The sequence below is a fragment of the Exiguobacterium sp. SH1S21 genome, from assembly GCF_004337175.1.
Classification (GTDB): Bacteria; Bacillota; Bacilli; order Exiguobacteriales; family Exiguobacteriaceae; genus Exiguobacterium; species Exiguobacterium aurantiacum_A.
Window position 1 is genome coordinate 607,221 of record NZ_SJUY01000001.1, and the last position, 12,097, is coordinate 619,317.

At 53.3% G+C, this 12,097-nt stretch carries 14 protein-coding genes and 1 riboswitch; of the genes, 1 reads left to right on the forward strand and 13 read right to left on the reverse strand.

The genetic code is table 11. The features are described 5' to 3' along the window. Nucleotides 1-8: 8 nt before the first annotated feature. The 6 genes from EVJ24_RS02970 to EVJ24_RS02995 form a co-directional block, all read right to left on the reverse strand. Nucleotides 9-974, reverse strand: a complete 966-nt coding sequence (locus EVJ24_RS02970; protein WP_070329454.1) for an ABC transporter permease subunit — start codon at nt 972-974, stop codon at nt 9-11. 1 nt (nt 975) lies between these two features. Next, nucleotides 976-2,454, reverse strand: a complete 1,479-nt coding sequence (locus EVJ24_RS02975; RefSeq protein WP_131439447.1) for a sugar ABC transporter ATP-binding protein — start codon at nt 2,452-2,454, stop codon at nt 976-978. A gap of 11 nt (nt 2,455-2,465) precedes the next feature. Next, nucleotides 2,466-2,855, reverse strand: a complete 390-nt coding sequence (gene rbsD / locus EVJ24_RS02980) for a D-ribose pyranase (RefSeq protein ID WP_131439449.1) — start codon at nt 2,853-2,855, stop codon at nt 2,466-2,468. Beyond that, nucleotides 2,855-3,739: a ribokinase gene (gene rbsK, locus EVJ24_RS02985; RefSeq protein ID WP_131439451.1), complete on the reverse strand. Its 885-nt coding sequence runs from the start codon at nt 3,737-3,739 to the stop codon at nt 2,855-2,857. The genes rbsD and rbsK overlap by 1 nt, the downstream gene beginning before the upstream one ends. Continuing rightward, on the reverse strand, nt 3,736-4,719 hold the full coding sequence (locus tag EVJ24_RS02990) for a LacI family DNA-binding transcriptional regulator (RefSeq protein ID WP_131439453.1): 984 nt from the start codon (nt 4,717-4,719) through the stop codon (nt 3,736-3,738). The genes rbsK and EVJ24_RS02990 overlap by 4 nt, the downstream gene beginning before the upstream one ends. Before the next feature lie 154 nt (nt 4,720-4,873). Further along, nucleotides 4,874-5,437 (reverse strand): GNAT family N-acetyltransferase, encoded by a 564-nt coding sequence (locus EVJ24_RS02995; protein ID WP_131439455.1) that lies wholly within the window; start codon nt 5,435-5,437, stop codon nt 4,874-4,876. Between the two features lie 68 nt (nt 5,438-5,505). Here EVJ24_RS02995 and EVJ24_RS03000 point away from each other — a divergent pair, with 68 nt between their 5' ends. After that, entirely contained in the window at nt 5,506-5,952 is a 447-nt protein-coding gene (locus tag EVJ24_RS03000; RefSeq protein ID WP_131439457.1) for a DUF4385 domain-containing protein, read from the forward strand. 171 nt (nt 5,953-6,123) lie between these two features. Here the strand turns inward: EVJ24_RS03000 and EVJ24_RS03010 are convergent, their stop codons facing one another. The 7 genes from EVJ24_RS03010 to tenA all read right to left on the reverse strand — a co-directional run bounded on the left by EVJ24_RS03010 (nt 6,124) and on the right by tenA (nt 11,871). Then, nucleotides 6,124-6,573 (reverse strand): OsmC family protein, encoded by a 450-nt coding sequence (locus EVJ24_RS03010; protein ID WP_131439459.1) that lies wholly within the window; start codon nt 6,571-6,573, stop codon nt 6,124-6,126. 43 nt (nt 6,574-6,616) lie between these two features. After that, nucleotides 6,617-8,182 (reverse strand): GGDEF domain-containing protein, encoded by a 1,566-nt coding sequence (locus tag EVJ24_RS03015; RefSeq protein WP_131439461.1) that lies wholly within the window; start codon nt 8,180-8,182, stop codon nt 6,617-6,619. A 130-nt stretch (nt 8,183-8,312) separates the two neighbouring features. Next, nucleotides 8,313-8,948 (reverse strand): SDR family oxidoreductase, encoded by a 636-nt coding sequence (locus tag EVJ24_RS03020; protein WP_131439463.1) that lies wholly within the window; start codon nt 8,946-8,948, stop codon nt 8,313-8,315. Between the two features lie 23 nt (nt 8,949-8,971). Next, complete coding sequence (gene thiE / locus EVJ24_RS03025; protein ID WP_131439465.1) at nt 8,972-9,604, reverse strand: thiamine phosphate synthase; 633 nt, start codon at nt 9,602-9,604, stop codon at nt 8,972-8,974. Beyond that, nucleotides 9,582-10,412, reverse strand: a complete 831-nt coding sequence (gene thiD, locus EVJ24_RS03030; protein WP_131439467.1) for a bifunctional hydroxymethylpyrimidine kinase/phosphomethylpyrimidine kinase — start codon at nt 10,410-10,412, stop codon at nt 9,582-9,584. The genes thiE and thiD overlap by 23 nt, the downstream gene beginning before the upstream one ends. Next, the gene (gene thiM, locus EVJ24_RS03035) at nt 10,409-11,200 is read right to left on the reverse strand and encodes a hydroxyethylthiazole kinase (RefSeq protein ID WP_131439469.1); all 792 of its coding nucleotides are present in this window, start codon (nt 11,198-11,200) and stop codon (nt 10,409-10,411) included. Before thiM ends, thiD begins: the two co-directional genes overlap by 4 nt. Then, nucleotides 11,197-11,871 carry a thiaminase II gene (tenA, locus tag EVJ24_RS03040; RefSeq protein ID WP_131439471.1) on the reverse strand — a complete coding sequence of 225 codons (675 nt, stop codon included), beginning with the start codon at nt 11,869-11,871 and terminating at the stop codon, nt 11,197-11,199. The genes thiM and tenA overlap by 4 nt, the downstream gene beginning before the upstream one ends. Before the next feature lie 81 nt (nt 11,872-11,952). Then, a riboswitch (TPP riboswitch) is annotated at nt 11,953-12,057 on the reverse strand. Nucleotides 12,058-12,097 lie beyond the last annotated feature (40 nt).

The window sequence follows — 12,097 nt, forward strand, 5'->3', positions numbered from 1 at the left end:
TTCGATGATTACGCGTTTTGTTTGCGATCAAGTAGCACCGCGAATAAGATGACGGCCCCTTTGACGACGAGTTGGAAGAACGACGAGACGCCGAGAAGATTCAAGCCGTTATTCAACGTGCCGATAATTAGAGCGCCAATCAATGTTCCGACAATCCAACCACGTCCCCCGGCTAAACTTGTTCCCCCGAGAACAACAGCCGCAATCGCATCAAGCTCGTATGAAGTACCTGCCGTCGGCTGAGCCGAATTGAGACGTGACGTTAAAATGATTCCTGCTAACGCTGCCAACATGCCTGACAACGAGTAAATCATCACTTTGACTTTATTAACGCCGATACCCATCAGTTTAGAGGCTTCCTCATTACCGCCAATCGCATACGTATGGCGTCCGAACGTCGTTTTTTTCAAGATGAAGTAGAGTATGCCGAACGCAATCAACATCGTGACCGCCGGCACCGGAATAATCCATAAGTAGCCACGCCCTAACATTTCAAACCAAGTTGAGTCCCCTAAACCGGTGATCGGCCGGCCATCCGTGTATACGAGCGTCAGCCCTCGGTAGATGGTCATCGTCGCCAGCGTCGCAATGAACGGCGCGACTTTTCCGTATGTGATGACGGCTCCGTTAAACGCACCGAGCACGGCACCTGCAATCAATCCGAGCGCGATCGCCATGACAGCATGTTGACCATCGACCATCATCCCGGCGACGAACGCCGAAGAGAGGGCGAGAATCGACCCGACTGATAAATCAATTCCGCCTGTCAAAATGACGAACGTCATCCCGAACGCAATCAAGGCGTTGATGGAAACTTGCCGCAAGACGTTAAAGATGTTGTTCAACGAGAGAAATCCTGGTTCGAGAGCCGTCACCACAACGATGATGGCAAGTAATCCGAACAGTGGACCGAGTTTTTGCCCCCATCCGAGCTTTTGCGGTCGCCCTAGCGCAGCCGTTGCTTTCAATTCCATATCATTGTCCTCCTGTCGCATATGTCATGACTTTTTCTTGCGTCGCCTCGTCTTTTGCTAACGTCCCTGTGACGACGCCTTCTCGCATGACGACGATTCGATCACTCATCCCGAGCACCTCGGGTAAATCCGAAGATACCATGATGATTGCGACACCTGCCTCTGCCAATTCACTCATAATCGTGTAAATTTCTTTTTTCGCCCCGACATCGACTCCTCGTGTCGGTTCGTCGAGGATGAGCACATCTGGTTCGACGCCAAGCCACTTGCCTAGAACGACTTTTTGTTGGTTCCCGCCAGAAAGCGACTTCACTTTTTGTTCCATTGAATGATGTTTGACACGCAGCTTCTTCAAATATCCGTCGGCGAAGCGCTCCTCGTCTTGTCTCGAGATGATTGTACCCTTCGCCCGTTTATCGAGCGTTGGTAGCGACAAGTTTTCTCGTAACGAGAAGTCGAGGAGCAACCCTTCGCCTTTTCGGTCTTCTGTCAAAAACGCGATACCGTGACGAATCGCATCAGCCGGCCGTCTGATCTTTATTTCTTTTCCATTCAGTTTGACGACACCGCCTCTTGTGCGGTCGGCGCCGAACAAGGCGCGCATCACCTCGGTTCGACCGGCTCCCATCAACCCTGAGAAACCGACGATTTCACCCGCCCGTACATCGAACGAGACGTTGTGGAACCGGTTACCTATCAAACTATCAACTTCGAGGACGACGTCGCCAATCGTGGTGGTCCGGTCCGGGTAACGTTCCCCGATCTCGCGTCCGACCATCTCTTTGACGATTTCTTCAAATGACGTCTCGGCAATAGGATGCGTCCCGATCGACAGTCCATCACGGAGAACGGTGATGCGGTCACACAGTTCAAAAATTTCTTCCATCCGATGGGAGATATAAATGATGGACACGCCTTGGTCACGCAGTGCACGCGAAACCGAGAACAACGCCCGAATCTCACGGTCGGTCAAGGCGGCCGTCGGTTCGTCCATGACGATGACTTTCGCGTCTGTCATAAGTGCTTTCGCGATCTCAATCATCTGTTGTTGACCGACGGACAAGTTTTTAGCGAGCTCATCGACTTCCATGAATACGTTCAGCTCGGCCAAATATTCCCGGGCGCGACGCTTCATCTCTTGTTGCTTGATGACACCGAACGGACCGGTCAACTCCCGACCGAGGAACAAGTTTTCCATCACCGTCAATTCCGGCAAAATATTCAACTCTTGATGGATGAAGGCGATGCCGGCTCGTTCGGCTTCTTTCGGATGTTTGAACTGCCGCACGGCACCATCGATTTGGACCTCCCCTTCATCTTGCGCGTGAAGTCCGGTCATCACTTTCATGAGTGTCGATTTGCCGGCCCCGTTCTCGCCCATCAACGCGTGAATTTCACCAGGCAACAATTCAAAATCCACACCTCTCAATACACTCACCGGACCGAAAGACTTATGGATGCGTTTCAACTGGATGTGCATCGAACCCCTCCTTAAAATAAAACGCCGGCGTGTAAAATGACGTTCGCATACGGTGTCGCTTCACCTGTACGAATGACGACTTTCGCCTGCTCGACTTCACGCTTGAACGCTTCATGCGAGCACGTCTTGACCGTTTCGAATCGTTCGGTCAACGCTTTGGCAATCGGCTCGTTCTCGGTGAACATTTCGTCCGCCACCGTAATCTGTTCGATGACCATGTCAGCCTCAACCGCATTCAACACATCAAGAAATGACGGTTCGCCTAGACGTAGTGCTAAATCGACCCGCTTTACTCCTTTAGGGATCGGCAGTCCGCAATCGGCGATGACGACTGTATCCGTATGTCCCAGGTCAGCAAAGACTTTTGCCAAATGACTATTGAGAATCCCCTGTTTTTTCATCACACTCGCTCCAATCGTCTCATCACGTCGGCTCGGTTCGGCATCCCGCCTTGAGCCCCGAATCCTTCCACGCTCATGCCCGAAGCTACGACGGCAAAACGCGCGGCTTCTTCTAAATTGTTTCCTTCCACGAGGGAAACTGCGAGAGCGCCATTGAATGTATCTCCCGCCCCGGTCGTATCGACGACATTCGCCAGGATGGCTGGGATATGTTGAATCGTCTTCCCGTCGAAGAAACAAACACCTCTTACTCCTTCTGTCACAATCAATTTGTTTGGGTAACGGCGCAATACGTCTTCAATCGGCAAGTCGCCGAATAGATCGCGGCATTCGTGCTCGTTCGGCGTCACGTAGGTCACCTTTTCAAGTAACTCACTCGTGAGCGCTTGAGACGGCGCCGGATTTAACAGGACTGGAATGTTTCGCTGATGACAGTACGTACTCACTTGTTCGACGGTTTCAATCGGAATTTCTAGTTGCAACAAGACGAGCGTCTGGTCATCAAGCAGTTGCTCCAACTCCACGTCGGTGAAGCGTACATGCTTGTTCGCGGATTGAACGACGACGATTGAGTTATCGCCGTCTGCTAATACGATATGCGCCGTCCCTGTCACTTCTTCGCCAATCGTTCGCAGATGACGCGTCCCGACCTGGTTCTGTTTAAAATTTTGACGGATTATATTCCCAAATTCATCGGATCCGACGCAACCGACCATCTCGACCTGGCCACCTAGTCGAGCAGCAGCCACTGCTTGGTTGGCGCCTTTTCCCCCGGGTACCGTCTGAAATGTATTCCCGATGACCGTCTCTCCAGCCTGCGGACGTTTATTTGTCGTGACAACCAAATCCATAGATACACTCCCGATGACAACAATTCGGTTCATGCGTCATGCCCCTTTCGTTTCGTCGTCTGTCGCTCTGTCAGTGTGACAGGCAATAAAATTTCTTTTGCAGCGGTCTCTTTCTTTTCAATCAAATCAAGAAGTCGCTCGGTCGCTAGTCGCCCCATCTCATAGATCGGTTGAGCAATCGTCGTGAGTGGCGGAGACGTCATCTCACCTAACTCGATGCCATCATACCCGATGACTTGTAAGTCTTCAGGCACCCGGACGTTGCGACGCACCGCTTCCTGCAATACTGCGGCGGCGATGACGTCATTGGCGGCAAACACACCATCGAACGGCCAATACTCGTCAAATAATGTTTGTGCCGCCGTGAGCGCCTCTTTGAATGCAAAACTAGAATGTGTCATCCCGACGAGCCGGTCACCCGCCACGTCGAGAAAACCATCTGTCCGTCGTCTCACCGTTAGGAGGTGCTTAGGCCCAGCGATGTGAGCAAGCTTTGTTGCCCCACAGCTCAACAGCGTCTCCGCTGCGAGGCGTCCACCTTCATACCCGTTCGAGATGACGGCATCAATCCCCGGCTTGACGATACGATCTAACGCCACCATCGGTAGTTCTAACTTTTCATAGTTCGGGTTATCCGAATGGTTCGTCGTAATAATCAGTCCATCGACATGCATCGTCTGAAGAGCGACCAAATACGTCTGCTCTTTTGAAAGTTGCTCATCCGTGTTGCAAAGTACGACCTGATAGCCGTGCTGGTTGGCCACGTCTTCAATCGCTCGGGCCAATTGTGGAAAGAACGGATTTGTAATATCCGGCATAATCAAGCCGATCAAGCCCGATGTCTTTTTAAATAATGAACGCGCGACTCGGTTCGGGGCATAGTCAAGTTCGACGATGGCCCGCTCGACAGCTTCCCGCGCTTCTGCACTTACGTATCCGTTATTGTTCATGACACGGGACACGGTCGCGACAGAAACGTTCGCTCGTTTGGCCACTTGTTTGATTGTCGCCATCTCGAACCTCCTTTTTGGTAACGCTTACAAAACAAGCATAATGTGTAACCGGTTACATATCAACTATTTTTTAAAATTAATCTGTATCAGCTAAGAATTATGAGAACAGGAGCGCCCTCCCATCAAGGAAGACGCTCCTGTTCTCCTGGTCATTTTAGATTCCTCCATTAAGAGATGAACGGTTGTCATAATCATCACGCGTGATGACATAGACCAAACTTCGAACGGTCCGCCCGTCCAACCGGGTCAGCTCTTGCGTCGTCGTGAACGCATACGTGAAACCGCACTTCTCGACGACACGACGCGACCGGTCATTGAAGTCAAAATAACCGCACCAAATTCGTTCGAGGCCTAGGTCGACAAATCCGTGACGAAGCAGCTCACGCACCGCTTCCGGGACGTAGCCTCTCCCCCAATGATCCGGACTGAGCACGTAGCCGATTTCGCGCTGGTTGTCGTGTTGGATATCCGGGTCCGGGCGCCGGTCGTGCAAACCGATGCTGCCGATCAGTTCGCCGGTCGCTTTCAACGTGATCGCCCAGACGTCTTGATCTTGCTGGAACATACGGATGACGTCCCGCGTCTCGTCGACGGACTCGTGCGGGGCCCAGCCCGCCATCGGTCCGACCCGATTATTCTTCGCATAGCGATGCATCGCTTCGGCGTCATCGAGCTGAAACGCTCTGAGCCGTAGCCGTTCTGTGTCTAATAGAATCATGTCAGCTGCTCCTTCGCTCGTTTCCCTCGCCTCCGTTCCGGGAACAACGGAACAGAGGAGGGATGACGATGCCGTTTGATTACGACTTAGATTTTGAAACGATCGATTTTCGCGAGCAGCCCGAGCTGTATCGCGTCGGACGCGGTGAACAAGGTGTGTTGCTCGTCGAGCCTTACAAGAGTGAGATTTTGCCGCACTGGCGTTTTAAAACACCCGACATCGCCCGCCAATCCGCCGATGAGATCATGGAGCTGTTTGAAGCGTATCGGGCAAACGACGATTTCATCGGCATGGACATGGCGCGGAAGTTCATCCAGATGGGCCATACCCGGGCCCGTCGTTACGCCAACTATAAAGGTGGCCGCAAGTATAAAGACGACGGCGCTATTCACGATCGCCAAATCGACGAAGAAAAAGCCGAATCGGCACGCATCTTTAAAGTGCGGTGGGATGAGATCCGTGCTGACGAGGATTACTTGAAACGTAAGAAGGCCCATCAGAAACAGTACGGCTAAAAACCATATGGCGCTTCATACGTCCACGCTTGGATTGCGTGGGCGTCTTTTTCTGTCATAGGACAAATTTCCATTTGCGCCTCCTGTCTCACGTCTTACTCCTGTTCGTGTCCTACACGAAAAATCCCTGTCATTTCACAAAAAAAAGGATGGGTTGCCCCCATCCTCTCGTTATTTACGGGTCCACGTCGCCGTGATGTCAACGTCGGCCGCATGCATCAAGTTATGGATCGGGCACCGGGCCTCGACGCCTTTTTGCAGCGCCTCGATCCGTTCATCCGACTCGGTCGTGTCGAGCACGATGTTGACGTGCACGTTCTCGAAATAAGTCCGGACCCCTTCGACGCCTTGGAAGCCGCGCGGGTCGAGCGTCCCTTCCGTCGCGAACGTCACACCGTCATAGTTGAAGTCCTGGTCTTGCGCGACATAGGCAATCATGATCGTCGTACACGATGATAGCGCCCCGAGTAAGTATTCGAGCGGATTCGGTCCGGCATCGGTCCCGCCGAGACGTTCCGGCTCATCGACGATAAACGGCTTTAGGTCGCGCACATGCACCGTCGTCTTCACGCTCGTCGCTTCACCCTCGGCCCGCATCGTCACTAATGGTTGTTCTGACATCCCATCTCCTCCTTTTGAAATCACATCTCTACTATCGTTCCCGTTATGTCGGACCGTGTAACGCGTCGTCGTAAATCGCATAGTCATTTTTACCTTGCTGCTTGATTTGATACATCGCTTGGTCCGCCTTATGAATCAACGTGTCCAAATCCATACCTTGGTCTGGCGCGACGCTGACGCCGATGCTTGCTCGAATCGGGATTACCCCGTGCCCTAGTTTGAACGGCCGTTCCACCAACGTCGTCCGCAGCCGCTCCACGAACGTGACGATGTCCGCTTCTTCCACGTCCGTCAAATAGATGTAGAACTCGTCACCGCCGACGCGCGACGCGAGCCCGGTGTCCGGTGTCGCTTCTTCGAGCAGGACGCCGAGGTGGATCAAGAAGTCATCGCCGGCTTGATGGCCATACGTGTCGTTGACTCCTTTAAACCCGTCAAGGTCGAGGATGACGAGGGCAAGGTTGTCCGCTTGAAGTAACGCTTGATCAGCTTGTTCATAAAAAGCCCGGCGATTGGCGAGCTTCGTGAGCGGGTCGTGATAGGCGAAAAAACGAATTGACTGCTCCGCTTCCTTGAACGTGTGGACATCGCGAATCAAAATCATGCCGTGAATTTTTTGATTGATATAGACGAAGTCACCATCGATGACGACGTATCGTTCTTGTCCGGTCTTCGTCTGAACCTTCGTCTCGAACTCTAAAAACTTCTTTTGGGCCGCGAAGTGCTGTGTATAGTGATCACACCATTCCTCACGCTTCTTCTCCGGCAATAGGTCGACGAACCGTTCATTGACGACACGGACCGTGTGGAACAACATGCGTGCGGCCGGGTTCGCACTCTCGATCCGACCAGTATCGTCGACGAGCAGAATGGCCGACGGGTTCAAGTTGTACAACGTCCCGTAGCGCTTGGCGTAAGAGGCAAGAAAATCGAGCCGGTTCATTGCCAAAACGAGCGCGATTGTCCAAACCAATCCCCCATACATGTAAGCATAAGGCGGGATGACTCCACGGAACTGGAAGTAACCGAACACGATGTCCCAAATCAAGACGAGTACCGCCGTCAAAATGAGCATGCGCAACACGCGTTGATGTTCACGCCGTTCTGCTCGTTTGAGCGCATACGCCAACAATAAAATAATCAGGAAATGAAAAACGTTCCCAATCGTCATCGTCGTCAAATAAGAAATGTTGAATTCAGGATAAATCCAGAGCCCAACTTGGTCGAAGCGTTGACTGTTGATGATGTTCTCTTGTCGAATGAACGTCAAAGCGACCGGAATCAACGGTAAATATATCACGTATGGATATAACCATTTCGGCATCTTCGCACCGACACCTGTCACTTTAAAGATGAAATGGACAGAGCAAACAAATATGAGGATACCTGCGTTCCCAAACCAATATGTCACGAACGCCGGGCTCGCTTCGATTGGTGACAAGTGACGGCCGAACTCCGCCAAAAACAGCATTGCGTAACCGAATACGAACAGACTGAGCAGACGATGCTCGACTTGTCGCGGGTTACGTAACAAGACGTCGAGCGCGAGATGGCTCAACAAGAAGGCCGGCAGTAAATAGGCGGCCATATAGACAAATAACGCGGTCATGAACAGACCCCTTTCTTAAATAGATACGTCTTTACTTTCTCTATCGGCCGCATCAATTCCTTTTTCGAACGGGCTGACACATCACCGCAAAAAAAGCGAGCGGATTTCCGAATCCGCTCGCTCACATGATTTATATCGTCTCTTCGATTGCAGTATCACCTTTGACCAAGTCGATGGCTTTGTTTGCCGCTTCTTGTCGACCGATGACATGGGCCAAGAACGCTGCGACATCCGCCCGCGGAATCTCGCCCGTCGACACGCTGTCGACGTTCACTTTGCCTGTACCGGCATCGTCTGTGAGCGCGCCTGGACGGACGATCGTATAGTCGAGTCCACTCTGTTCGAGCAAACGGTCCGCATGATGTTTCGCCACGTAGTATGGTTTCATCGAATCGGGCCATGCCGAGCGATCTTCCGCTTTCAAGGCACTGAGCATCACGAAGTGCTTAATGTTGCCGTTCGCTTGGGCCGCCTCGACACTTTTCGCCGCACCGTCTAGGTCGATGAGTAACGTTTTGTCGGCTCCCGTGCTGCCGCCCGAACCGGCCGCGAACACGACTGCGTCCATTCCGCTCATCGCTTGCTTCAACGTCTCAACGTCACCTTCTAAGTCTCCGAGAACCGCCTGATAGCCGTTCGCTTTGAACTCGTCTAGCTGCTCTTGTTTCCGCACCATCGCGGTGACTTCGTGCTTCCCATCCTGTTTCAATCGTTCTACGAGTTGCTTTCCAATCTGTCCATTCGCTCCAATTACAAATACGTTCATCTGTCTTCCTCCTCAAATAAAATTCAGAGACAAGCGAAACGCCGTGTGGCAATGGCCACGTCCGGTGCAGAAGCAATGGCCGAGATGACAGCTACGCCGTCAGCCCCGTCACGTCGAATCGCTTCGACGTGTTCAGGCATGATTCCACCAATCCCCACGATTGGCAAATGCTGAAACCGGGCTCGAACTTGCCGAATGAGCACCGTTCCGTTCACTTCGGCCGCGTCTTGTTTCGACACAGTCGGATGAACCGGTCCAATTCCGACATAGTCGGCGTATCTCGAAGCCGTTGCGGCTTGCTCGATCGAGTGGACCGAGACACCGAGCCACTTGTTTGAACCGATTCGCCGACGAACGACTTCGGCTGCTACATCTTCTTGTCCGACGTGGACCCCATCTGCATCGAGTTTGATTGCCAATTCGACGTCATCGTTAACGATGAACGGGACACGGTACTGTCGACAAAGTGTATGCAACGCTCGTGCCATCGCTTCTTTTTTATCCCCATACAGTGGCTCTTTACCTTTTTCGCGAAATTGAAAACATGTCACACCACATTGAAACGCCGTTTCGACCGTCTGAACGAGATCAAACGTATCCGCCGTGCCGCAGATGAAGTAGAGCTTTAACCGCTCAACGATAGGCGATGAATTCAATGGAAACCACCTCTTTCGGGTGCTTGTTATACGCCCAATGATTTGTCGGTCCATGCCCGTTGCCGATCTTTAATCCGTGGGCGATGGCACTATGGATGAACTGTTTCGCCTTCTGCGCGGCTTCCATAACGGTATACCCGTTCGCGAGCTCCGCTGTTAGCGCAGCCGAAAACGTGCAACCGGTCCCGTGCGTATCTTTCGTCAGCAACCGTGGCGTCACCATTCGAAACGTATCGGTTTTCGTCATGACTAGGTCTTCGGCGAGAGGACCATCCAAATGACCGCCTTTCAACATGACGACGTCTGCCCCGTAAGACAACAAGCGCTCAGCTGCTTTCATACGATCAGTGAACGTACAAATCGTCAAGCCGGTCAACACTTCAGCTTCAGGGATATTTGGCGTGACGACCGTCGCCATCGGTAACAGCCTCGTCCGTAGCGCGGTGACGGCGTCCCGTTCAAGCAAGGTCGCACCGCCTTTAGCGATCATGACCGGATCGACGACGACATTTTGAAAACGATGCTGCTCGAGCGCGTCAGCTACGACATCAATCAACTCACGATTGAACAGCATCCCGGTCTTGCACGCCGAGATGATAAAGTCTGATCCGACTGCATCGAGCTGGCGTGCGACGAGGTCGGCGGAGACGGCTTCGACACCGTGCACGCCACGCGTGTTTTGAGCCGTCACCGCGGTCACGACACTCGTGCCAAATACGCCTAATTCTTGAAACGTTTTCAAATCGGCTTGGATTCCGGCGCCCCCGCCAGAGTCCGAGCCGGCGATGGTCAAGACTTGAGGCCTCATCGCGCGAACACCTCGATTCGGTCGCTCGGCAGGTCAGTTGACGTCATGGTAGCGAGCGCGTTGAGAAAGTGGATCGGGAAATCCCCCGGACCCGTCGCTGCTTCACTCGCCAACTCGCCGCATCGTGCATATCCGGTGAGCGCGGTCGAGGTTGCCGTCATCACGTCCGGTTCAACAGCAAGGAACGCACCGACGACCGCACTGAGTAGACAGCCAGTGCCTGTCGTCTCTGTCATGAGCGGATGCCCGCCCAAAATTTCTAGCGTGACCGTCCCATCGCTCACGAAATCTGTCGCCCCGGTAATCGCGACAACACAGCTATATCGGTTCGCTGCTCGTTCGGCGAGTTGTTGCGGATGATGTGTGCCGCTTCCGGCGTCGACCCCTTTCGTCGTCCAACCGGCATCGACAAGCGTGGCGACTTCCCCGGCGTTCCCACGGATGACCGTGACGCGTACGTCTTGCAAAATCCGTTCGACGACGTCGCGGCGGAACGATGTCGCCCCGACACCGACCGGGTCTAGGACGACAGGACGATCCGACTGATTCGCGGCTTGTCCGGCACGTATCATCGTCGCCTCGGTCATAGCGTCAAGCGTCCCGATGTTTAAGACGAGGGCATCGCTCACGGTCGCCATGTCTGCCACTTCTTCGATCGCATCGGCCATGACCGGGGAAGCCCCGACGGCGAGCAACCCGTTGGCCGAGAAGTTAGCGACGACGGTGTTCGTAATGTTATGGACGAGCGGTCGCTTCAACCGGACGGCTTCCCATAGATCCGGCCTCATTGTCCCACCTCAAGCGGCAGTTCCCACGATTCGAGTGTCCAGGCCATCTCCCAAAACGCGAGCTCATAGTAGCAACTTTTCAAAAACAGTTGCTGATAGCGAATCCGTTCTGACTCCGTCGCTTGTCCCGCCAATTCATCAAGTCGCTCGATCTGCTCTTCGACAAGTTCACGGAACCATTCCGAACCGTACGTCGCAATCCAAACAGAGTAAATCGGATGGTCTGGTTCTGCGTCCTTCAAGCGCTCCCCGATCTCGTAATACACCCAGTAGCATGGAAGAATCGCCGCGAGCACGTCTCCGAGCGTCGGGCCGGCTTGTTGCATATGGAGCGCGTATGCATAAGCCGTCGGAGCTGGTTCGAACGTCGCCCACTCCATGTCACTAACCGCGAGCATCGTAAAAAATTCCCGATGCAACTCGTGCTCCGCCTCGATCGTGTGGAGGGCGTGCGTCAAAAATCGGCTCGCCAGCTCCATCGTCGGGGCAAGTGTAGCGCCCTTCGCCTGTACTTTCGAAAATTGATTCAAGTAGTACGAGTCTTGCATCACGTAATGCCGAAACTTCGCCTCGTCGAGCGTCCCGTCTCCGAGCGCGCGGACGAACGGATGGTGGAAACTCGCCTCAAACAAGGCGTCGGCCTCTTGGCGGATGTGTGCGGTAAATGTCATCGTATTCTCCTCCTTTGTATGAAAAAAGACGCCGCCTCCCATAACGGAAGCGGCGTCGGCCATACACAAAGAGTGTGAGAAAGGACGTTTCGCCCACTTCCCTCCGCTAGCGTGAACTAGATCAGGTTCAAAGGGTCTGGACCTTGTCCATCTCAGCCGCGTCAAGCGACTCCCCTAGTGGCAAACATTATGAAATTCGGTCATCTTCGACCACATCATATCAATC

What these genes read in the sequence shown, in the direction of transcription:
- EVJ24_RS02970 (WP_070329454.1), bottom strand. Translation starts at nt 974, where the DNA reads ATGGAATTGAAAGCAACGGCTGCGCTAGGGCGACCGCAAAAGCTCGGA.
- EVJ24_RS02975 (WP_131439447.1), bottom strand. Translation starts at nt 2,454, where the DNA reads ATGCACATCCAGTTGAAACGCATCCATAAGTCTTTCGGTCCGGTGAGT.
- rbsD (WP_131439449.1), bottom strand. Translation starts at nt 2,855, where the DNA reads ATGAAAAAACAGGGGATTCTCAATAGTCATTTGGCAAAAGTCTTTGCT.
- rbsK (WP_131439451.1), bottom strand. Translation starts at nt 3,739, where the DNA reads ATGAACCGAATTGTTGTCATCGGGAGTGTATCTATGGATTTGGTTGTC.
- EVJ24_RS02990 (WP_131439453.1), bottom strand. Translation starts at nt 4,719, where the DNA reads ATGGCGACAATCAAACAAGTGGCCAAACGAGCGAACGTTTCTGTCGCG.
- EVJ24_RS02995 (WP_131439455.1), bottom strand. Translation starts at nt 5,437, where the DNA reads ATGATTCTATTAGACACAGAACGGCTACGGCTCAGAGCGTTTCAGCTC.
- EVJ24_RS03000 (WP_131439457.1), top strand. Translation starts at nt 5,506, where the DNA reads ATGCCGTTTGATTACGACTTAGATTTTGAAACGATCGATTTTCGCGAG.
- EVJ24_RS03010 (WP_131439459.1), bottom strand. Translation starts at nt 6,573, where the DNA reads ATGTCAGAACAACCATTAGTGACGATGCGGGCCGAGGGTGAAGCGACG.
- EVJ24_RS03015 (WP_131439461.1), bottom strand. Translation starts at nt 8,182, where the DNA reads ATGACCGCGTTATTTGTCTATATGGCCGCCTATTTACTGCCGGCCTTC.
- EVJ24_RS03020 (WP_131439463.1), bottom strand. Translation starts at nt 8,948, where the DNA reads ATGAACGTATTTGTAATTGGAGCGAATGGACAGATTGGAAAGCAACTC.
- thiD (WP_131439467.1), bottom strand. Translation starts at nt 10,412, where the DNA reads ATGAGGCCTCAAGTCTTGACCATCGCCGGCTCGGACTCTGGCGGGGGC.
- thiM (WP_131439469.1), bottom strand. Translation starts at nt 11,200, where the DNA reads ATGAGGCCGGATCTATGGGAAGCCGTCCGGTTGAAGCGACCGCTCGTC.
- tenA (WP_131439471.1), bottom strand. Translation starts at nt 11,871, where the DNA reads ATGACATTTACCGCACACATCCGCCAAGAGGCCGACGCCTTGTTTGAG.